23 protein-coding genes are annotated in these 19,384 nt (G+C 58.5%); all 23 read left to right on the forward strand.

Translation table 11 applies throughout. From position 1 onward, the window contains the following. The 23 genes from GOX75_RS01810 to GOX75_RS01915 all read left to right on the forward strand — a co-directional run bounded on the left by GOX75_RS01810 (position 1) and on the right by GOX75_RS01915 (position 19,380). The gene (locus tag GOX75_RS01810; RefSeq protein ID WP_171120770.1) at positions 1 to 1,929 is read left to right on the forward strand and encodes an acetyl/propionyl/methylcrotonyl-CoA carboxylase subunit alpha; all 1,929 of its coding nucleotides are present in this window, start codon (positions 1 to 3) and stop codon (positions 1,927 to 1,929) included. Between the two features lie 66 nt (positions 1,930 to 1,995). Further along, a complete protein-coding gene (locus GOX75_RS01815; RefSeq protein ID WP_171120772.1) occupies positions 1,996 to 2,850 on the forward strand; it encodes a hydroxymethylglutaryl-CoA lyase in 855 nt (284 codons plus the stop codon). 8 nt (positions 2,851 to 2,858) lie between these two features. After that, positions 2,859 to 3,647, forward strand: coding sequence for a crotonase/enoyl-CoA hydratase family protein (locus tag GOX75_RS01820; RefSeq protein ID WP_171120774.1), 789 nt, complete (start codon positions 2,859 to 2,861; stop codon positions 3,645 to 3,647). Positions 3,648 to 3,834: 187 nt separating this feature from the next. Beyond that, positions 3,835 to 4,200, forward strand: coding sequence for an NADH-quinone oxidoreductase subunit A (locus tag GOX75_RS01825; protein ID WP_050602775.1), 366 nt, complete (start codon positions 3,835 to 3,837; stop codon positions 4,198 to 4,200). Further along, positions 4,191 to 4,724 (forward strand): NADH-quinone oxidoreductase subunit B family protein, encoded by a 534-nt coding sequence (locus GOX75_RS01830; RefSeq protein ID WP_037307875.1) that lies wholly within the window; start codon positions 4,191 to 4,193, stop codon positions 4,722 to 4,724. The genes GOX75_RS01825 and GOX75_RS01830 overlap by 10 nt, the downstream gene beginning before the upstream one ends. A gap of 12 nt (positions 4,725 to 4,736) precedes the next feature. Further along, positions 4,737 to 5,336, forward strand: coding sequence for an NADH-quinone oxidoreductase subunit C (locus GOX75_RS01835; RefSeq protein WP_171120776.1), 600 nt, complete (start codon positions 4,737 to 4,739; stop codon positions 5,334 to 5,336). A 5-nt stretch (positions 5,337 to 5,341) separates the two neighbouring features. After that, on the forward strand, positions 5,342 to 5,518 hold the full coding sequence (locus GOX75_RS01840) for a hypothetical protein (protein WP_171120778.1): 177 nt from the start codon (positions 5,342 to 5,344) through the stop codon (positions 5,516 to 5,518). Between the two features lies 1 nt (position 5,519). After that, positions 5,520 to 5,642, forward strand: a complete 123-nt coding sequence (locus GOX75_RS20470) for a hypothetical protein (protein ID WP_255431592.1) — start codon at positions 5,520 to 5,522, stop codon at positions 5,640 to 5,642. After that, on the forward strand, positions 5,642 to 6,865 hold the full coding sequence (locus tag GOX75_RS01845; RefSeq protein ID WP_171120779.1) for an NADH-quinone oxidoreductase subunit D: 1,224 nt from the start codon (positions 5,642 to 5,644) through the stop codon (positions 6,863 to 6,865). Before GOX75_RS20470 ends, GOX75_RS01845 begins: the two co-directional genes overlap by 1 nt. After that, the gene (nuoE, locus tag GOX75_RS01850; protein WP_171120781.1) at positions 6,865 to 7,914 is read left to right on the forward strand and encodes an NADH-quinone oxidoreductase subunit NuoE; all 1,050 of its coding nucleotides are present in this window, start codon (positions 6,865 to 6,867) and stop codon (positions 7,912 to 7,914) included. Before GOX75_RS01845 ends, nuoE begins: the two co-directional genes overlap by 1 nt. A 31-nt stretch (positions 7,915 to 7,945) precedes the next feature. Continuing rightward, a complete protein-coding gene (locus GOX75_RS01855; protein WP_170784212.1) occupies positions 7,946 to 8,164 on the forward strand; it encodes a DUF5337 domain-containing protein in 219 nt (72 codons plus the stop codon). Between the two features lie 12 nt (positions 8,165 to 8,176). Further along, the gene (nuoF, locus tag GOX75_RS01860; RefSeq protein ID WP_171120784.1) at positions 8,177 to 9,475 is read left to right on the forward strand and encodes an NADH-quinone oxidoreductase subunit NuoF; all 1,299 of its coding nucleotides are present in this window, start codon (positions 8,177 to 8,179) and stop codon (positions 9,473 to 9,475) included. A 5-nt stretch (positions 9,476 to 9,480) separates the two neighbouring features. Next, on the forward strand, positions 9,481 to 9,897 hold the full coding sequence (locus tag GOX75_RS01865; protein WP_171120786.1) for an MAPEG family protein: 417 nt from the start codon (positions 9,481 to 9,483) through the stop codon (positions 9,895 to 9,897). After that, on the forward strand, positions 9,852 to 10,292 hold the full coding sequence (locus GOX75_RS01870; protein WP_371808327.1) for a hypothetical protein: 441 nt from the start codon (positions 9,852 to 9,854) through the stop codon (positions 10,290 to 10,292). The genes GOX75_RS01865 and GOX75_RS01870 overlap by 46 nt, the downstream gene beginning before the upstream one ends. A 26-nt stretch (positions 10,293 to 10,318) precedes the next feature. After that, positions 10,319 to 10,768, forward strand: a complete 450-nt coding sequence (locus tag GOX75_RS01875; protein ID WP_171121683.1) for a DUF5333 domain-containing protein — start codon at positions 10,319 to 10,321, stop codon at positions 10,766 to 10,768. A gap of 3 nt (positions 10,769 to 10,771) precedes the next feature. Continuing rightward, positions 10,772 to 12,793 carry an NADH-quinone oxidoreductase subunit NuoG gene (gene nuoG, locus GOX75_RS01880; protein WP_171120788.1) on the forward strand — a complete coding sequence of 674 codons (2,022 nt, stop codon included), beginning with the start codon at positions 10,772 to 10,774 and terminating at the stop codon, positions 12,791 to 12,793. A 45-nt stretch (positions 12,794 to 12,838) separates the two neighbouring features. After that, positions 12,839 to 13,876, forward strand: coding sequence for an NADH-quinone oxidoreductase subunit NuoH (nuoH, locus tag GOX75_RS01885; RefSeq protein ID WP_171120790.1), 1,038 nt, complete (start codon positions 12,839 to 12,841; stop codon positions 13,874 to 13,876). Position 13,877: 1 nt separating this feature from the next. Next, positions 13,878 to 14,372, forward strand: a complete 495-nt coding sequence (gene nuoI / locus GOX75_RS01890) for an NADH-quinone oxidoreductase subunit NuoI (protein WP_170331439.1) — start codon at positions 13,878 to 13,880, stop codon at positions 14,370 to 14,372. Then, entirely contained in the window at positions 14,369 to 14,779 is a 411-nt protein-coding gene (locus GOX75_RS01895; RefSeq protein WP_171120793.1) for a carboxymuconolactone decarboxylase family protein, read from the forward strand. The genes nuoI and GOX75_RS01895 overlap by 4 nt, the downstream gene beginning before the upstream one ends. Further along, positions 14,776 to 15,378 carry an NADH-quinone oxidoreductase subunit J gene (locus GOX75_RS01900; protein ID WP_171120795.1) on the forward strand — a complete coding sequence of 201 codons (603 nt, stop codon included), beginning with the start codon at positions 14,776 to 14,778 and terminating at the stop codon, positions 15,376 to 15,378. The genes GOX75_RS01895 and GOX75_RS01900 overlap by 4 nt, the downstream gene beginning before the upstream one ends. Before the next feature lie 4 nt (positions 15,379 to 15,382). Beyond that, a complete protein-coding gene (gene nuoK / locus GOX75_RS01905) occupies positions 15,383 to 15,688 on the forward strand; it encodes an NADH-quinone oxidoreductase subunit NuoK (RefSeq protein WP_050602759.1) in 306 nt (101 codons plus the stop codon). Between the two features lie 6 nt (positions 15,689 to 15,694). After that, the gene (gene nuoL, locus GOX75_RS01910) at positions 15,695 to 17,836 is read left to right on the forward strand and encodes an NADH-quinone oxidoreductase subunit L (RefSeq protein ID WP_171120797.1); all 2,142 of its coding nucleotides are present in this window, start codon (positions 15,695 to 15,697) and stop codon (positions 17,834 to 17,836) included. Next, positions 17,836 to 19,380 carry an NADH-quinone oxidoreductase subunit M gene (locus tag GOX75_RS01915; RefSeq protein ID WP_171120799.1) on the forward strand — a complete coding sequence of 515 codons (1,545 nt, stop codon included), beginning with the start codon at positions 17,836 to 17,838 and terminating at the stop codon, positions 19,378 to 19,380. Before nuoL ends, GOX75_RS01915 begins: the two co-directional genes overlap by 1 nt. Positions 19,381 to 19,384: the final 4 nt, after the last annotated feature.

The following is a 19,384-nucleotide window of genomic DNA, read 5'->3' on the forward strand; positions in this document are numbered from 1 at the left end:
ATGTTCAGCAAAATCCTGATTGCCAACCGGGGTGAGATTGCTTGCCGGGTGATGGAAACCGCTCAGAAGTTGGGTGTGACCTGCGTTGCGATATATTCCGATGTGGATGCCTCGGCCAAGCATGTGCAGATGGCAGATGAGGCCGTGCATATCGGCGGTGCGGCCCCGGCTGAGAGCTATTTGAAAGGTGATTTGATCATTCAGGCAGCGCTGGATACCGGCGCGCAGGCGATCCATCCCGGATACGGGTTTTTGTCCGAGAATCCGGATTTCGTGGATTCGGTCGAAGCCGCTGGGTTGACGTTTATCGGGCCTTCTGCGGATGCGATCCGCAAGATGGGTCTCAAGGATGCGGCCAAGGTTTTGATGGAGCAGGCGGGCGTGCCGGTTGTGCCCGGCTATCACGGTGACAATCAGGACCCCGAGCATTTGGCCGGTGCGGCGGAAACCATCGCCTATCCCGTGCTGATCAAGGCTGTTGCCGGAGGTGGCGGCAAGGGGATGCGGCTGGTTGAGCAGCCCGAGGATTTTGCGTCGGCCTTGGACAGCGCACGTGGCGAGGCGCGTACAGCCTTTGGTAACGATGCCGTGCTGGTCGAGAAGTTCGTCGCCAAACCGCGCCACATCGAAGTGCAAGTGTTCGGAGATGGAACGCATGCCGTGCATCTGTTCGAACGCGATTGCTCTCTGCAACGGCGCCATCAAAAGGTGATCGAGGAAGCGCCTGCGCCCGGTATGACGCCCGAAATGCGCGAGGCGATGGGGCAGGCGGGTGTCAGGGCGGCCGAGGCGATTGGCTACAAGGGCGCAGGCACGGTTGAATTTATCGTCGATGCCTCGGAAGGGCTGCGACCGGATCGTTTCTGGTTCATGGAAATGAACACACGCTTGCAGGTCGAACACCCTGTGACCGAGGCCATTACGGGCGTAGATTTGGTCGAATGGCAATTGCGGGTTGCCTCGGGCGAGACGCTGCCAAAGAAACAAAATGAACTGTCGATCACCGGCCACGCGTTTGAGGCGCGGCTTTACGCCGAAGATGTGCCCAAAGGGTTTTTGCCTGCGACGGGCAAGCTGACTCATCTGAAGTTCCCGACGGCTTGCCGGGCAGATAGCGGCGTTCGGGCGGGCGATACGATCAGCCCTTGGTACGATCCGATGATCGCCAAGGTCATCGTGCACGGGCCAACACGCCAGATTGCGTTGGAGCAACTGCATCGGGCGTTGTCGCGTACCGAAGTTGCCGGGACAGTTACAAACCTCGGGTTTCTGGGGGCTTTGACACGGCATACCGGTTTTGCGGCGGGGGATGTGGATACAGGACTGATCGGGCGGGACTTGGACGCGCTTATCAGGCCCGTCCCAGTTGCGGCGTCTACCTGTGTTTCGGCGGCGATGACGGCGTTGGGGCTGGTGGATACGAACGAAGAATGTGGGTTCTCTCTTTGGGCACCCCTACATCGGGCGGCCCAACTGAAGGCCGAAGACGTGATTGATCTGGATGTTCAGGTTGAAGGGCCGGACCGACAGCTTTGGCGGGTGGGGGACGACTCGGTTCTGGCCGAACGAAAGGCCGGGAAATGGATCGTGGGTGGCAAGCCCATGCCGCGCGTAACTGTGGCAGGGTCGAGGGTCACGGTTTTCGAAAACTATGGGCAATCGTTCGATATCGTCGATCCTCTGGACCGCGACGCAAGTGCCGTTGGCGACACCAACGTGATCGAGGCACCGATGCCGGGATTGGTAAAAGCCATGTTCGCGACAGTGGGGCAAAAGGTGCAGGAAGGCGATCGACTGGCCGTTCTGGAAGCCATGAAGATGGAGCATTCCTTGCTGGCAGCACGCGATGGCGTCGTTGCCGAAGTGCTCGCCGAAGCCGGGGGGCAGGTCGAAGCCGGTGCCGCTCTGGTCCGGTTGGAGGAGGAATGATCTGTCCCGTGCGGGCGCAACGTGGCAAGGTCGGGTTCGTAGCGGCAATAAGGGAGGGGTGCAGCCATGGGTGATCGGGTTGAAATCTTCGAAGTGGGGCCGCGCGACGGTCTGCAGAATGAAAAGCGGGAAATCCCGGTGGCCGAAAAGGTCGCGTTGGTCGATTGTCTGAGCCGGGCCGGCTTCAACCGGATCGAGGTGGCCAGCTTCGTCTCGCCCAAGTGGGTGCCACAGATGGCGGGCAGTGCCGAAGTGCTGGCTGGGATTTCCCGTGCCGATGGTGTGCGCTATGCCGCGCTGACACCGAACATGCGCGGGTATGACGACGCGCTTGCGGCCAAGGCGGATGAGATTGCTGTTTTCGCCTCAGCCTCCGAGGGGTTTTCTAAGGCCAACATCAACGCCTCGATTGCGGAATCCATCGAGCGGTTTACCCCAATTCTAGAGGCTGCTCGGCATATTGACCTTCCCGTGCGGGGGTATGTCTCTTGCGTGACGGACTGTCCCTATGATGGCCCGACAGACCCTGAAAAAGTTGCTGAAGTCGCGGATACGCTGTTTGCGCTGGGCTGTTACGAAGTGTCTCTGGGGGATACGGTCGGGCAGGGCACGCCTGATACTGTCGCGCATATGCTTTTGGCGGTGCAAAAGCGGGTGCCCGTCACCAGACTGGCGGGTCATTTTCACGACACCAACGGACGGGCGATCGACAATATAGACGCGGCCCTCGCTTTGGGGGTGCGCACGTTCGATTCCGCGGTTGGCGGTTTGGGGGGGTGTCCATACGCCCCTGGCGCGGCCGGGAATGTGGCGACCGAAACGGTTGTGTCGCACTTACATCGGCTGGGATATGAGACCGGCATCGCCCCCGAGATCGTGGAACAGGCCGCGCAGATGGCGCGCGCCATGCGAGGGGAATAAGTAAGGCCATGTTCGACACCATTTCAATCGCAGTGGACCCGCGCGGCGTCGCGACGCTGACGCTGAACCGTCCGGAAAAACACAATGCGATGTCAGCGCAGATGATATCGGAGCTGACACAGGCCGCAGGGCAGTTAGGGCAGGACGACGCAGTGCGGGTGGTCGTCCTGACAGGCGCGGGCAAAAGCTTCTGCGCCGGAGGCGATTTAAGCTGGATGCAAGATCAAATGGCCGCCGACCCCGAAACGCGCTTTGTTGAAGCGCGTAAGCTGGCCGAAATGTTGCAGGCTTTGAACACGATGCCGAAACCGTTGATCGGCGCCGTTCAGGGCAACGCTTTTGGAGGGGGCGTTGGAATGGCCGCAGTTTGTGACGTGGCAATTGGCGTCCAGTCGGTGAAAATGGGCCTGACAGAAACGAGATTGGGCCTGATCCCGGCGACCATTGGTCCCTATGTTGTTGCACGCATGGGTGAGGCACGGGCGCGGCGCGTATTCATGTCGGCACGTCTTTTTGAAGCGTCCGAGGCTGTGGAACTGGGATTGCTTGCCCGCGCGGTCAATGCCGATGATCTGGCCGGGGCGGTCGAGGCCGAGGTCGAGCCATACCTGTCCTGCGCGCCGGGGGCCGTGGCCTCGGCCAAAGCTTTGGTGCGAATGCTGGGACCGACGATTGACAATACTGTGATCGACGGGACGATCCGGGCGCTGGTGGATCGTTGGGAAACTGAAGAAGCGCAAGAAGGAATCGGCGCGTTTTTTGCCAAAAGAAAACCTGTTTGGAACAGCAAGGTCTGAATTCCAACAGTCACTTATCGCGCAAACAGAACCAACATACTCAATATCCCACGAGGGAAACGGAATATTAGGTGCCTGCGCGCTTCTGTTCGGTTGACCCTCTGATCACGCAGGGATAGAGAATGTCCAGTCAACACGCCAATTGACGGTGCGTCGCTGCGAGCGCTGCACAGGAAAGGAGCTTTACGTGGAAGACCTGTTGCGGGAGTACCTCCCGATTCTGGTGTTTCTGGCCGTTGCCGTTGGCCTTGGAATCGTTCTGATTCTGGCTGCTGTGGTTCTGGCCGTCCGCAATCCAGACCCTGAAAAGGTTAGCGCATATGAATGTGGCTTCAACGCCTTTGATGATGCGCGGATGAAGTTCGACGTTCGGTTCTATCTGGTTTCGATTCTCTTCATCATCTTCGATCTGGAAATTGCTTTCCTGTTCCCCTGGGCCGTCGGTTTCAAAGACATCAGCGATGTTGGGTTCTGGTCCATGATGGTGTTTCTGGGCGTTCTGACCATTGGCTTTGCCTATGAATGGAAGAAAGGGGCCCTGGAATGGGAGTGATGACGGGTGCAAATACCGCAGGCGTCGACAAGGAAGTTGCAACCCAGGCCCTGAATGCTGAATTGCAGGACAAAGGATTTCTGCTGACCTCGACCGAGGACATCATCAACTGGGCTCGCACCGGGTCTTTGCACTGGATGACCTTTGGTCTGGCCTGCTGCGCGGTTGAGATGATGCACACCTCGATGCCGCGCTATGATGCGGAACGGTTTGGCATCGCGCCGCGCGCCTCTCCGCGTCAGTCCGACGTGATGATTGTTGCCGGAACCCTGACCAACAAGATGGCCCCGGCGTTGCGCAAGGTTTATGACCAGATGCCCGAGCCACGCTATGTGATCTCGATGGGGTCCTGCGCGAATGGGGGTGGGTATTATCACTATTCCTACTCTGTTGTACGGGGCTGTGATCGCATCGTTCCGGTGGATATCTACGTCCCCGGCTGCCCTCCGACCGCCGAGGCTCTGCTTTATGGTCTGATGCAGTTGCAACGGAAGATCCGCCGCACCGGAACCATCGTGCGCTGAGGGAGAGGGAAGATGAGCGAAGCACTCAAAGAACTCGGCGCGCAGTTGGAGCTTAAACGGGCTGATTGCGTTCTGTCCTGGGATGTGACCCATGACGAATTGAACGTCGATGTCGCGCCGTCGAGCCTTGTGGAGTTCGTAGAATTCCTGCGGTCTGATCAGAATTGCAAGTTCTCGACCCTTGTGGACATTACGGGCGTCGATTACCCCGAACGCGCCAAGCGGTTCGACGTGGTCTATCACTTCTTGTCGATGTATCAGAACCAGCGCATTCGCTTGCGGGTTTCCATTCGTGAGGAAGACATGGTGCCCTCGATCGCAGATGTTCACCCCTCGGCCAACTGGTTCGAGCGAGAGGTGTTCGACATGTTCGGCATTCTGTTCTCGGGACACCCGGACTTGCGGCGCATTCTGACGGATTATGGTTTCCGCGGCTATCCGCTGCGCAAGGATTTTCCCACCACCGGCTATACCGAAGTGCGGTACGACGAGGCGCAGAAGCGTGTCGTTTACGAACCGGTCAGCCTGGTGCAGGAGTACCGGCAGTTTGACTTCATGAGCCCCTGGGAAGGTGCGAATTATATTCTGCCAGGGGATGAGAAGCAGGAGTAGCCGCCATGTTTGAGTTCCTGATCTGGATTGTTCTGGTGGTGGCGACGGTTGTGCCAATGATCAAGCTGCTGCCGCATTTCGGGATCAACAAGAACTGGGCGTTTGCGTGCATCATCTCTCCGGTCGTGATTGTCCTGCTGTGGATGATGGCGCTGAAACTGCAAGAGATGGAGCGACGCTGATATGACAGGCGAACTGATTGTTCTGGGCGTGCTGGGTGTGCTGCTTGCAGGGGCCGCAGCGAAGGCGGCCGAGGCCGAAAAGGTCCGGGTTCGGGCCGAAGCGAAGAAGAAACGAGGGCGTTGATGGACGGCTCAAGATACGATGACGGCAGCACGGACGCGCTGAGCGGAGAACAGAAGATCCGCAATTTCAACATTAACTTCGGCCCGCAACACCCTGCGGCGCATGGGGTTCTTCGCCTTGTTCTTGAGCTGGACGGTGAGATTGTTGAACGTTGCGACCCGCATATCGGTCTGCTGCACCGCGGCACCGAAAAGCTGATGGAAAGCCGGACGTATCTGCAAAACCTGCCGTATTTCGACCGTCTGGATTACGTGGCACCGATGAACCAGGAACATGCCTGGTGCTTGGCCATCGAAAAGCTGACCGGGGTCGAGGTACCGCGCCGAGGTTCGCTGATCCGAGTTCTGTATTCTGAGATCGGGCGCATCCTGAACCACTTGCTGAACGTGACGACGCAGGCGATGGATGTTGGCGCCCTGACTCCACCGCTGTGGGGGTTTGAGGAACGCGAAAAGCTGATGGTGTTCTATGAGCGTGCCTGTGGTGCGCGCCTCCACGCCGCCTATTTCCGCCCCGGTGGTGTGCATCAGGACCTGCCGCCAGAACTGCTGGACGATATCGAGGCGTGGAGCCACGAATTCCCCGCCGTTCTGGACGATATTGACGGTCTGCTGACCGAAAACCGCATCTTCAAACAGCGTAACGCCGATATTGGCATCGTGACCGAAGATGACATCCAGAAATACGGCTTCTCCGGCGTAATGGTGCGCGGATCGGGTCTGGCTTGGGATTTGCGCCGCGCGCAGCCCTATGAATGCTATGACGAGTTCGAGTTCCAAATCCCCGTCGGCAAGAATGGTGATTGCTATGACCGCTATTTGGTTCGGATGGAAGAGATGCGCCAGTCGCTGCACATCATCCGTCAGGCCATCGCCAAGATCCGCGAATGCCCGGGCGACGTTCTGGCCCGCGGCAAAATCACCCCGCCGAAACGCTCGGACATGAAGACCTCGATGGAAAGCCTGATCCATCACTTCAAGCTGTACACCGAAGGCTTCCACGTCCCCGCGGGCGAGGTCTATGCCGCCGTCGAAGCCCCTAAGGGCGAGTTCGGCGTCTATCTCGTCGCCGATGGCACCAACAAACCCTATCGCGCCAAACTGCGCGCGCCGGGTTTCCTGCACCTGCAAGCCATGGATCACGTCGCCAAGGGTCACCAACTGGCCGACGTCGCCGCGATTATCGGAACCATGGACGTCGTATTTGGAGAGATTGACCGCTAATGCTCCGCCGTCTTCATCCCGAACAACCCGAAAGCTTTGCCTTCACCGCTGCTAACCAGCAGTGGGCCGAAGCGCAGATCACCAAGTACCCCGAGGGTCGTCAGGCCAGTGCGGTTATTCCGCTGTTGTGGCGCGCGCAAGAGCAAGAGGGTTGGCTGTCCCGTCCGGCGATCGAATCCGTCGCTGACATGTTGGGTATGGCCTATATCCGCGTGCTTGAGGTCGCCTCATTCTACTTCATGTTTCAGTTACAACCTGTTGGAACAGTTGCGCATATCCAAGTGTGCGGCACGACCTCATGTTTAATCTGCGGGGCCGAAGATCTGATTGCGGTGTGCAAAGAAAAGATTGCTGCCAAGCCGCATGAGTTGTCCGCTAATGGTAAGTTGAGTTGGGAAGAGGTTGAATGCCTCGGATCCTGTGCGAACGCGCCCATGGCGCAGATCGGCAAGGACTATTATGAAGATCTGACGGCCGAAAGCTTTGGCAAGATCATTGACGATTTGGCCGCGGGCAAGGTGCCGGTGCCAGGTCCACAGAACGGTCGTTATGCCGCGGAACCGCTGAAAGGTTTGAGCAGCCTGACCGAGTATGCAACGGACAAGCCCGAGCATAATGCGAGTGTCGAACTGGCTGTTGATCTGGGCGACACGGTCAAACGCATCGACGGGACCGAGGTTCCGATCCTGACCCCGTGGTTGGGTAAGGATGGTAAGGCGGCGGCGACCAAGGCAGCTCCTAAACCTCCGAAAGAGCGTGAGGTTGGCGAACCGGCGGCGAAGCAGGCCCAGGAAGCTACGGAAGACAAGCCCGAAACGCTGACGAAGGCGCGCGACGGTAAGGCGGATGATCTGAAAGTGCTGAAGGGCGTTGGGCCGAAGTTGGAAGAAAAGCTGAACGATCTGGGGATCTATCACTACGACCAGATATCAAGCTGGACGGCCGGGAATATCGCTTGGGTGGACACGCAGCTAAAGTTCAAAGGCCGGATCGAACGCGACGGCTGGGTCGAGCAGGCAACCAGCCTTGCCGCGGGGAACGAGGATTAAGATAGGTGCCCACCCGGGGCATCGGGATGAGATGGACAAGGACAAGGAACAGGCCATAGCCCGAAAGGGTCGCCATATCGGCATCGTCATCGCCGCGACGATGGTGCTGTGGCTTGTCATGTCTTTTGTTGGTCCGCAGTTGGGGCTGCCGGGCCGCTATGCGTTGCTTTTTGATTTTGCCGCTCTGGCAGGATTCATCTATGCGGGCGTCAACATTTTTCAACTCTGGCGCATGCGTCAGGACAGCTGAAGGTAATACACGATGCTGAAGGATCAGGACCGGATCTTTACCAACATCTACGGGATGCACGAGCGCACATTGCGCGGCGCACAGGCGCGCGGGCATTGGGACGGCACCGCTGGCCTGATCGAAAAGGGCCGCGACTGGATCATCCAGACGATGAAGGATTCCGGCCTGCGCGGTCGTGGCGGTGCGGGCTTTCCCACTGGTCTGAAATGGTCGTTCATGCCCAAGGAAAGCGACGGTCGCCCGGCTTATCTGGTGGTGAATGCCGACGAATCCGAACCCGGAACCTGCAAGGACCGCGAGATCATGCGCCATGATCCGCATACGCTGATCGAAGGCTGTCTGATCGCCTCGTTCGCGATGAACGCGCATACCTGTTACATCTATCTGCGCGGCGAATATATCCGCGAGCGCGAGGCGTTGCAGGCCGCGATTGATGAGGCCTATGACGCTGGCTTGTTGGGCAAGAACGCCGCCGGTTCGGGCTGGGATTTTGATCTGTTCCTGCATCACGGCGCAGGCGCGTATATCTGCGGCGAAGAAACCGCCCTGATCGAAAGCCTTGAGGGCAAAAAGGGCATGCCGCGGATGAAGCCTCCGTTCCCGGCGGGTGCGGGGCTGTATGGTTGCCCGACAACGGTGAACAACGTGGAATCCATTGCCGTTGTGCCCACCATCCTGCGCCGGGGCGCGGATTGGTTCGCAGGCTTTGGTCGTCAGAACAATGCGGGCACCAAGCTGTTTGCGATCTCGGGCCATGTGAATAACCCATGTGTGGTCGAAGAGGCGATGTCGATTTCGTTCGAGGAACTGATCGAGACCCATTGTGGCGGTATTCGCGGCGGTTGGGACAATCTGCTGGCGGTGATCCCCGGTGGCTCGTCCGTTCCTTGCGTGCGCGGTGAAAACATGCGCGATGCGATCATGGATTTCGACTATCTGCGCAACGATTTGGGCTCGGGCCTGGGAACGGCGGCAGTGATCGTGATGGACAAATCCACCGATATCATCAAGGCAATCTGGCGGCTGTCGAAATTCTACAAGCACGAAAGCTGCGGCCAGTGTACGCCATGCCGTGAAGGCACCGGTTGGATGATGCGCGTGATGGATCGACTGGTGCGCGGTGAGGCCGAACTGGAAGAGATCGACATGCTGTTTGACGTGACCAAACAGGTCGAAGGGCACACGATCTGCGCGCTTGGCGATGCTGCGGCTTGGCCCATCCAGGGCCTGATCCGCAATTTCCGGGACGAAATCGAAGACCGTATCAAGGCCCAGAAGTCTGGTCGCCTTGGTGCAATGGCTGCGGAGTAGAACCTATGGAAGTATTTGCAGAATATGGCCATGCGATCGTTTCGCTGATGATCTTCACCCTGGTTGTGTTGTTACTTGCCCCATTCACGGCTTTGGCAAAGCAAGGAAAAGGCTTGGCTCCGGGTTCCACGCCCGAGCAGGACTATGCCGACAAAACCTATCGACTGAACCGAGCGTATCTGAACGGAACTGAGACCCTTCCGGCATATGCGGCTGTGACAATTGCGGCCATACTGATGGCGGTAAGCCCGTTCTGGGTAAATCTGCTGGCCTCGGTCGCGCTTTTGGCGCGATTGGTGATGCTGGTCATTCACATTCAGGGAATTGGCAAACCTAACACAGGCTTGCGGAGCGTTCTTTATGTTCTGGGATGGGCGTGCATGTTCATCATGGGGATTATGGCAATGGTGGCCGCGTTCTGATGTTAAGCGCTGTTCATCATGTCACCGGAAAAACGCGCCGGACGAAAACCTGTGGTCGGGCATTGGTGGTCTGTGCCGCGGCTGCGCTTGTCGCGTCTTGTGGTTTGGTGACCCCATCCTCGGACCGCGTGGTTTTTGACGGTCAATACTTCCGCGCTAAAGCGAAAGTCGTGGACAAAAAAACAGCGCCAACAGATTTCACGGTCGTGGTGAACGGTGTTTCAGCTTCATTGGACGGAGCGCGCGAGGCGGGACGGTACGAAGGCACCAAGTTTTGTATCGCAAAATACGGGTCTTCGCGAATTGACTGGAAGGTCGGACCGGATACCGAACCGCAAAACCTGCGGATCACCGACGACAAACTGACTTTCGCAGGAAAATGCCTTCGTCCATGACACGCAGTTTCGCATATCACGCAGCTATGCGCGCTGAATGCCGGGGGCCGGCAAATCTGCGAGGGTCCGTATTGGGCGCGGCGACGTTGATTGCCGCGATATGCGTGTTTGCGTCGCCGGTGCCGGCTGACGCCAAGCCGCCTTTGCGAGATGTCAAAGAGATCGACAACGAGTTGTACTATATCGCGGTAGCGAACGAGATTTCAGAGGTTTGCCCTTCGATCAGTGGGCGTCGTCTGAAGGCGATTGGAGTGATGTGGGATTTGCGGTCGAAAGCAAACAAGCTGGGGTACTCGGACAAGGAAATCCGGGCCTATGTAGAATCCGATTCTGAGAAAGACAGGATGCGCTCAAAAGGCGAAGCATACCTGGCGCAGAACGGTGTCTCGTATGACAACCCCAAAACTTTCTGCGCATTGGGGCAGAAGGAAATCGAAAGAAACAGCGCCATCGGCGTGTATTTGAGGGCGAACTAGACCATGTCTGACCTCCGCAAGATCAATATCGACGGGCAGGAAATTGAAGTCGATGGTGCGATGACCCTGATCCAGGCTTGTGAGCAGGCCGGGGTCGAGGTGCCGCGTTTCTGCTATCACGAACGTCTTTCGATCGCCGGGAACTGCCGGATGTGTCTGGTTGAAGTCGTGGGCGGGCCGCCGAAACCTGCCGCCTCCTGCGCGATGCAGGTGCGTGATCTACGTCCGGGTCCGGAAGGCCAGCCGCCCGTGGTCAAAACAAACTCGCCCATGGTCAAGAAGGCCCGCGAAGGGGTGATGGAGTTTCTGCTGATCAATCACCCGCTAGACTGCCCAATCTGCGATCAGGGGGGCGAATGTGACCTTCAGGATCAGGCGATGGCCTATGGAGTGTCGGGGTCGCGCTTTAAAGAAGCCAAGCGCGCAGTGGATGATCTGGATCTGGGGCCGCTGGTCGGCACCGCGATGACCCGGTGCATCAGTTGCACCCGTTGTGTGCGCTTCACGACCGAGGTCGCCGGGATCACTCAGATGGGGCAGACCGGGCGTGGCGAAGATGCCGAGATCACCTCGTACTTGAATGAAACGCTGCAATCGAACTTACAGGGCAACATAATCGACCTGTGCCCGGTTGGGGCGCTGACGTCTAAACCCTATGCCTTTACTGCCCGTCCGTGGGAGCTGACCAAGACAGAGAGCATTGATGTTATGGACGCTTTGGGTTCGAACATCCGGGTGGACACCAAGGGGCGCGAGGTGATGCGTTTCTTGCCGCGCAACCATGACGGCGTGAACGAGGAATGGATCAGCGACAAGACGCGCTTTGTGTGGGATGGCCTGCGCCGTCAGCGGCTGGACAAGCCTTATGTACGCGAGAATGGCAAGCTGCGCCCCGCGAGTTGGCCCGAGGCATTGACCAAAGCTGCTGAGGCGCTGAAAGGGGCCGAAAAACCGGCCGGGGTCGTAGGTGATCTGGCCCCGGTTGAGGCTGCGTTTGCGCTGAAACAGATGATCGAGGGGCAGGGCGGTATTGTCGAATGCCGCACCGACGGGGCCAAGCTGCCAGCGGGCAACCGTGGGGCCTATGCCGGGACTGCCGCCATCGAAGATATCGACACGGCCGAGCGTATCCTGCTGATCGGCACCAACCCGCGGGACGAAGCTCCGGTTCTGAACGCACGTATTCGCAAGGCATGGGCGCAGGGGGCTGATATTGCTTTAGTTGGGCCTGCTGCAGATTTGACCTATCCCTATCACCACTTGGGCGATGACCGGGTGGCGCTGCAAAAGGTCGTCGATATGGGCGGTGATGATGAGATCAAGGGCAAGCCGTCGCTGGTTATCGTCGGGCAAGGTGCCCTGCAGGAGGCTGACGGGGCCGCCGTTCTGGCCGCCGCGCAAGCCATTGCCGCCAATACCGAAAGCGGGCTGATCATCCTGCATACCGCCGCCGCGCGTGTGGGCGCCTTGGATGTAGACGCGACGAACGATGCAGGGATGGACGCCGTAAATGCGGCGGACGTTATCTATAACCTTGGTGCGGATGAAGTCGAGATCGGCGAAGGCGCTTTTGTCATCTATCAGGGCAGCCATGGTGACCGGGGCGCGCACCGTGCCGATGTGATCCTGCCGGGCGCGGCCTATACCGAGGAAAACGGGTTGTTCGTGAACACCGAAGGCCGTCCGCAACTGGCGATGCGGGCCGGGTTCGCACCCGGAGAGGCGAAAGAGAACTGGGCTGTTCTACGCGCGCTTTCAGCCGAATTGGGTGCTGCGCTGCCTTTTGACTCGCTGGCGCAATTGCGCACGGCCCTGATCGAAGCGGTGCCACATCTGGCGCGCATTGACGAAGTGATTGAAAATGAAATTCAACGACTTGAGGCCGGGCCACTGGGCAAGACCAGCTTCCGCCCTGCGATCAAGGATTTCTACCTGACAAACCCGATAGCACGGGCCTCGCAGTTGATGGCCGAGCTGTCGGCGCAGGCGCAAGCCCTCAAGACTGACAGGATGGCCGCAGAATGATCCGACCCGCTGACACTTCCCTGACGACCCACGGTGTGAGGACCAATGGCTGATTTCTTTAACACCCCCGGCGGCATCGCCCTCATCATTCTGGCGCAGGTGCTGGCCGTCGTCGCCTTTGTGATGATTTCGCTGTTGTTCCTTGTTTATGGCGACCGCAAGATCTGGGCCGCCGTCCAGATGCGTAGGGGCCCCAACGTCGTTGGCGTCTACGGCCTGCTGCAATCCGTGGCGGACGCACTGAAATACGTGGTGAAAGAGGTCGTGATCCCAGCGGGTGCGGACCGCACGGTCTTTATGCTGGCGCCGCTGACATCCTTTGTTCTGGCGATGATTGCCTGGGCGGTGATCCCGTTCAACGATGGCTGGGTGCTGTCAGATCTTAACGTCGCGATCCTCTATGTCTTTGCGGTATCCTCTTTGGAAGTTTATGGCGTGATTATGGGCGGTTGGGCATCGAACTCAAAGTATCCGTTCCTTGGGTCGCTGCGGTCTGCGGCGCAGATGATCTCGTATGAGGTTTCGCTGGGCTTGATCATCATCGGTGTGATCATCTCGACCGGGTCGATGAATTTTGGACACATCGTAGAGGCACAGGACGGTCGGTTTGGCTTCTTCAGCTGGTACTGGCTGCCGCATTTCCCGATGGTCTTCCTGTTCTTCATCTCGGCGCTGGCTGAAACCAACCGACCGCCGTTTGACCTGCCCGAGGCAGAATCGGAACTGGTGGCAGGCTATCAGGTCGAATACTCGGCCACGCCCTTCCTGCTGTTCATGGCAGGGGAATACATCGCCATCTTCCTGATGTGCGCGCTGATCTCGCTGCTGTTCTTCGGTGGTTGGCTGTCACCCATTCCGGGTCTGCCCGATGGCGTGCTGTGGATGGTCGCCAAAATGGCGTTCTTCTTCTTCCTGTTTGCAATGGTCAAGGCAATCACGCCCCGCTACCGCTATGACCAGTTGATGCGGTTGGGTTGGAAAGTGTTTCTGCCCTTCTCGCTGGTCTGGGTGGTGTTCGTGGCCTTCGCAGCAAAGTTCGACTGGTTCTGGGGTGCGTTCGCCCGTTGGAGCGTAGGAGGCTGATATGACACAAATCGACTATACCCGCGCTGCCAAGTATTTCCTGCTGCAAGACTTCTGGGTCGGCATGAAGCTGGGGCTGAAGTACTTTTTCGCCCCAAAGGCTACCGTGAACTACCCGCACGAAAAAGGTCCTCTGTCGCCTCGGTTCCGCGGCGAGCACGCCCTGCGTCGGTATCCCAATGGCGAGGAACGCTGCATCGCCTGCAAACTGTGTGAGGCGGTCTGCCCCGCGCAAGCGATCACTATCGACGCCGAACCGCGCGAGGACGGCAGCCGCCGCACCACGCGGTATGACATCGACATGACCAAGTGCATCTATTGCGGCTTCTGCCAAGAGGCCTGTCCGGTCGATGCCATTGTCGAAGGTCCGAACTTCGAATTCGCGACGGAAACCCGCGAAGAGCTGTTTTATGACAAGGAAAAACTGCTCGACAACGGTGAACGTTGGGAAGCCGAGATCGCTCGCAACCTCGAAATGGACGCGCCGTACCGATGACAGACAGTCCGACAAATCCCTTCGAGCTAATGATGAAGCAGGCTCAGGACATGGCCAAGGCGATGAACCCGGCGATGGAGAATTTCTCGCCGAAAGGGTTCGAGGCGCTGTGGCCGACCATGCCCAAAGAGGTCATGGAGATGATGTTCGGCAACACGGTCAACACCGACGGGCTGGACGCTAAGACCCGCCTTTTACTGACGCTGGCCGGGTTGACCTGTCAGGGCGCTCAGGCGGATTCAGCCGTGCGCCAGACTGTGCGCCATGCGCTCGAGGCGGGTGCGAAGAAACAAGAGATCGTGGAAACGATCGGTCAGATGTCGGTCTTTGCCGGCATCCCGGCCATGACCCGTGCGCTGGATCTGGCGCAAGAGGCCATGGGCGACAACAAGGATGAGGATCAATGACCGTCTTTGCCTTTTACCTGTTTGCCATCAGCGCTGTCACCGGCGGGCTGTTCACGGTGATCAGCCGCCAGCCGGTGCACTCGGTGCTGTGGCTGATCCTGTCCTTCCTGTCTGCGGCTGGGCTGTTCGTGCTGCTTGGGGCCGAGTTCGTGGCGATGCTGCTGATCATCGTCTATGTCGGTGCGGTCGCGGTGCTGTTCCTGTTCGTGGTGATGATGCTGGACGTGGACTTTGCCGAGCTTAAGGCCGAAATGGCGCGCTATATGCCGCTGGCGCTGCTGATCGGTCTGGTCATCCTGATGCAGTTCGTCATGGCCTTCGGCGCATGGGACAGCGCGCAAGGGGCGGCGGCCAATCTGGCGCAGCCAGTCCCAACCGACCGCCACAATACCGAGGCGCTGGGTGTCATTCTTTACGATCAATACTTCCTTTTGTTCCAACTTGCGGGCCTGATCTTGCTGGTCGCCATGATCGGCGCCATCGTGCTGACCCTGCGCCACCGTCAGGACATCAAGCGTCAGGACATCATCAGCCAGATGATGCGCGACCCGGCCAAAGCGATGGAGTTGAAGGACGTGAAACCGGGGCAGGGGCTTTAAGACGATGATCGGACTCGAACACTATCTTACGGTCGCGGCGACGCTGTTCGTCATCGGCATCTTCGGTCTCTTCCTGAACCGCAAGAACGTCATCATCCTGCTGATGAGCATCGAACTGATGCTGCTGGCGGTGAATATCAACCTCGTGGCGTTTTCCAGCTTCCTCGGCGATCTGGTCGGGCAGGTGTTTACGCTGTTTGTCTTGACCGTTGCGGCGGCTGAGGCGGCGATTGGACTGGCCATTCTGGTCTGTTTCTTCCGCAACCGTGGCTCGATCGCGGTTGAAGACGTCAATATGATGAAGGGGTAAGGGAACATGGAAACCACCATCCTTTTTGCCCCGCTGGTGGGCGCGCTGATCTGCGGGTTCGGCTGGAAGTTCATCGGTGAGAAAGCCGCGATGTGGACCGCGACGGGCCTTCTATTTCTGGCCTGTCTGCTGTCGTGGATCGTGTTCTTCTCGTTCGACGGCGTCACTCAACAGATCGAGATCATGCGCTGGATCGAGAGCGGATCGCTGTCGACAAGCTGGGCCATTCGTTTGGACCGGCTGACCGCGATCATGCTGATCGTGGTGACGACTGTTTCGGCGCTGGTTCACCTCTATTCCTTTGGCTACATGGATCACGACCCGCAATGGCGCGAGGGCGAGAGCTATAAGCCGCGTTTCTTCGCCTATCTGTCCTTCTTTACCTTTGCCATGCTGATGCTGGTGACGGCGGATAATTTGGTGCAGATGTTCTTCGGTTGGGAAGGCGTGGGCGTCGCGTCCTACCTGCTGATCGGGTTCTATTACCGCAAACCGAGTGCCAATGCGGCGGCGATGAAAGCGTTCATTGTGAACCGTGTGGGGGACTTTGGCTTTGCGCTGGGGATTTTCGCGCTGTTCTTTCTTACCGACAGCATCAACTTTTCGGACATTTTCGCCTCGGCCCCGGCTTTGGCCGAAGAAAAACTACACTTCTTGTGGGGCGAATGGACTGCGGTTGAAGTGATCTGCGTCCTGCTGTTCATCGGTGCGATGGGTAAATCGGCGCAGCTGATCCTGCACACATGGTTGCCGGACGCGATGGAAGGCCCGACGCCTGTTTCGGCCCTGATCCACGCAGCGACAATGGTGACGGCGGGCGTGTTCCTGGTTTGCCGCATGTCGCCGCTGATGGAGTTCGCGCCGGGTGCGACCGGGTTCATCACAGTGCTGGGCGCGACGACCGCGTTCTTTGCCGCGACCGTGGGTCTGGTGCAGACCGACATCAAGCGCGTCATCGCTTATTCGACCTGCTCTCAGCTTGGGTACATGTTCGTGGCCGCAGGCGTGGGCATGTATTCAGCGGCGATGTTCCACCTGTTCACGCACGCGTTCTTCAAGGCACTGTTGTTCCTTGGTGCGGGCTCTGTGATCCACGCCATGCATCATGAACAAGAGATGACCGAGTATGGCGGGCTGCGCAAAAAGATCCCCTATACCTTCTGGGCGATGATGATCGGGACGCTTGCCATTACGGGGGTCGGCATTCCGCTCACGACCTTCGGATTTGCAGGTTTTCTGTCCAAGGATGCCATCATCGAGAGCGCTTATGCAGGCGGTTCGGCCTATGGGTTCTGGCTGCTGGTGGTCGCCGCTGCGTTCACATCCTTCTATAGCTGGCGTCTGATTTTCCTGACCTTCTACGGCAAACCACGCGGCGATCAGCATACACATGATCACGCGCATGAAAGCCCGATGGTCATGCTGGTGCCTTTGGGCGTGTTGTCTCTGGGTGCGGTCTTTGCGGGCATGATCTGGTACGGCAACTTCTTCGGTCACGCGGACAAGGTCGGCAAGTTCTATGGCATCCCGGTGGCTGAGGCGTCGGAACATGCCGAGGCTGACGATCACGGCAAAGCCGATACGCATGGCGATGACAGCCACGCCGACGATGGTCACGGCGATGCGCATGCAGATGACGGTCATGGTGAAAAGGACGCCCACGGCGATCACCACTACGTCTTCGCGGGAGAGCCGGGCGAGGGCGCGCTGTATATGGCACCGGACAATCATGTGCTGGACGACGCGCATGCTGCTCCGAAATGGGTCAAGGTATCGCCTTTTGTGGCCATGCTGCTGGGCTTTGTTGTGGCCTATTGGTTCTACATCGTGAACCCGTCCCTGCCGGGACGTCTGGCGCAGAACCAGCGCCCGCTGTACCTGTTCCTGCTGAACAAATGGTACTTTGATGAGATTTACGATGCGATCTTCGTCAAACCCACCGTGGCGATCGGTCGGTTCCTGTGGAAACGCGGCGATGGCAACACCATCGACGGTTTCTTGAACGGGATTGCCATGGGCGTTGTTCCCTTCTTTACCCGCCTCGCAGGCAAGGCGCAGACGGGCTACATCTTTACTTACGCCTTCTGGATGGTCTTGGGGATAGCAGCTCTTGTCACCTGGATGTCGATCGGCGGAGGCGCACACTAATGGATAATATCCTCTCGATCGTTACCTTCATCCCCGCTGTGGCGGCAGGCATTCTGGCCCTGTTTCTGCACGGCGATGACGATGCCGCGCAGCGCAACGCGAAATGGGTTGCGTTGGTGGCGACCACGGTGACGTTCCTTGTCTCCATCGGCATCTACACAGGCTTTGACCCATCCAACACCGGCTTTCAGATGGTGGAAGAGGGTGAGTGGCTGCTGGGCCTGAAGTACAAGATGGGCGTGGATGGGATCAGCGTTCTGTTCGTGCTACTGACCACCTTCATCATGCCGCTGACCATTCTGGCCAGCTGGAACGTGACAGACCGGGTCAAGGAATACATGATCGCCTTCCTGCTTCTGGAAACGCTGATGCTGGGCGTGTTCATGGCGCTGGATCTGGTGCTGTTCTACCTGTTCTTCGAGGCAGGCCTGATCCCAATGTTCCTGATCATCGGTATTTGGGGCGGTGCGAACCGGATTTATGCAAGCTTCAAGTTCTTCCTCTATACCTTCCTCGGTTCGGTGCTGATGCTGGTTGCGATGGTTGCGATGTATGCGGATGCGGGCACCACGGATATCGAGGCACTGATGAGCCATCAGTTCTCGTCCGAGGGGTTCAGCGTGCTGGGCGTCTACATCGTTGGCGGAATGCAGACGCTGATGTTCCTGGCATTCTTCGCATCCTTTGCCGTGAAGATGCCGATGTGGCCGGTTCATACGTGGCTGCCGGATGCGCACGTGCAGGCCCCGACGGCGGGCTCGGTCGTGCTGGCGGCGATCCTGCTGAAAATGGGCGGCTATGGCTTCTTGCGGTTCAGCTTGCCGATGTTCCCAGTGGGTTCGGCGGTGATGACCGATCTGGTGCTGTGGATGTCAGCGATTGCGGTTGTCTACACCTCGCTGGTGGCGCTGGTTCAGGAGGATATGAAAAAGCTGATCGCCTATTCCTCGGTCGCGCATATGGGTTTTGTGACCATGGGTATCTTTGCGGCGAACCAGCAGGGCATTGATGGCGCGATCTTCCAGATGATCAGCCACGGCTTCATCTCGGCGGCGCTGTTCTTGTGTGTCGGCGTGATCTATGACCGGATGCATACGCGCGATATCGACGCTTATGGCGGTTTGGTCATTCGGATGCCTGCCTACGCGCTGGTCTTCATGCTGTTCACCATGGCCAATGTCGGCTTGCCCGGCACCTCGGGCTTTATCGGCGAATTCCTGACCCTGATGGGCGCGTTCCAAGTGAACACATGGGTGACGGCTGTGGCTGCAACCGGCGTGATTTTCTCGGCCGGGTATGCGCTGTGGCTTTACCGCCGGGTGGTCTTTGGCGATTTGATCAAGGAAAGCCTGAAGGCGATGACAGACATGAGCTCGCGCGAGCGGCTGATCTTTGCACCGCTGATCGTGATGACGATCCTGTTGGGCGTTTACCCGTCGCTCGTGACCGATGTGATCGGCAACTCGACCGCGGCATTGATTTCGAACTATGACACGGCTCTGGCCGCGGCAGAGACCGTGACCCAGACAGCCGCTTCGCATTAAGGGG

Source organism: Ruegeria sp. HKCCD7251 (genome assembly GCF_013031165.1).
GTDB lineage: Bacteria > Pseudomonadota > Alphaproteobacteria > Rhodobacterales > Rhodobacteraceae > Ruegeria.

What these genes read in the sequence shown, in the direction of transcription:
- GOX75_RS01815 (WP_171120772.1), top strand. Translation starts at nt 1,996, where the DNA reads ATGGGTGATCGGGTTGAAATCTTCGAAGTGGGGCCGCGCGACGGTCTG.
- GOX75_RS01900 (WP_171120795.1), top strand. Translation starts at nt 14,776, where the DNA reads ATGACCGTCTTTGCCTTTTACCTGTTTGCCATCAGCGCTGTCACCGGC.
- GOX75_RS01840 (WP_171120778.1), top strand. Translation starts at nt 5,342, where the DNA reads ATGTTTGAGTTCCTGATCTGGATTGTTCTGGTGGTGGCGACGGTTGTG.
- nuoF (WP_171120784.1), top strand. Translation starts at nt 8,177, where the DNA reads ATGCTGAAGGATCAGGACCGGATCTTTACCAACATCTACGGGATGCAC.
- GOX75_RS01855 (WP_170784212.1), top strand. Translation starts at nt 7,946, where the DNA reads ATGGACAAGGACAAGGAACAGGCCATAGCCCGAAAGGGTCGCCATATC.
- nuoG (WP_171120788.1), top strand. Translation starts at nt 10,772, where the DNA reads ATGTCTGACCTCCGCAAGATCAATATCGACGGGCAGGAAATTGAAGTC.
- GOX75_RS01895 (WP_171120793.1), top strand. Translation starts at nt 14,369, where the DNA reads ATGACAGACAGTCCGACAAATCCCTTCGAGCTAATGATGAAGCAGGCT.
- nuoI (WP_170331439.1), top strand. Translation starts at nt 13,878, where the DNA reads ATGACACAAATCGACTATACCCGCGCTGCCAAGTATTTCCTGCTGCAA.
- GOX75_RS01915 (WP_171120799.1), top strand. Translation starts at nt 17,836, where the DNA reads ATGGATAATATCCTCTCGATCGTTACCTTCATCCCCGCTGTGGCGGCA.
- nuoH (WP_171120790.1), top strand. Translation starts at nt 12,839, where the DNA reads ATGGCTGATTTCTTTAACACCCCCGGCGGCATCGCCCTCATCATTCTG.
- GOX75_RS01875 (WP_171121683.1), top strand. Translation starts at nt 10,319, where the DNA reads ATGCGCGCTGAATGCCGGGGGCCGGCAAATCTGCGAGGGTCCGTATTG.
- nuoK (WP_050602759.1), top strand. Translation starts at nt 15,383, where the DNA reads ATGATCGGACTCGAACACTATCTTACGGTCGCGGCGACGCTGTTCGTC.
- GOX75_RS01810 (WP_171120770.1), top strand. Translation starts at nt 1, where the DNA reads ATGTTCAGCAAAATCCTGATTGCCAACCGGGGTGAGATTGCTTGCCGG.
- nuoE (WP_171120781.1), top strand. Translation starts at nt 6,865, where the DNA reads ATGCTCCGCCGTCTTCATCCCGAACAACCCGAAAGCTTTGCCTTCACC.
- GOX75_RS01845 (WP_171120779.1), top strand. Translation starts at nt 5,642, where the DNA reads ATGGACGGCTCAAGATACGATGACGGCAGCACGGACGCGCTGAGCGGA.
- GOX75_RS01820 (WP_171120774.1), top strand. Translation starts at nt 2,859, where the DNA reads ATGTTCGACACCATTTCAATCGCAGTGGACCCGCGCGGCGTCGCGACG.
- GOX75_RS20470 (WP_255431592.1), top strand. Translation starts at nt 5,520, where the DNA reads ATGACAGGCGAACTGATTGTTCTGGGCGTGCTGGGTGTGCTGCTTGCA.
- GOX75_RS01835 (WP_171120776.1), top strand. Translation starts at nt 4,737, where the DNA reads ATGAGCGAAGCACTCAAAGAACTCGGCGCGCAGTTGGAGCTTAAACGG.
- nuoL (WP_171120797.1), top strand. Translation starts at nt 15,695, where the DNA reads ATGGAAACCACCATCCTTTTTGCCCCGCTGGTGGGCGCGCTGATCTGC.
- GOX75_RS01865 (WP_171120786.1), top strand. Translation starts at nt 9,481, where the DNA reads ATGGAAGTATTTGCAGAATATGGCCATGCGATCGTTTCGCTGATGATC.
- GOX75_RS01830 (WP_037307875.1), top strand. Translation starts at nt 4,191, where the DNA reads ATGGGAGTGATGACGGGTGCAAATACCGCAGGCGTCGACAAGGAAGTT.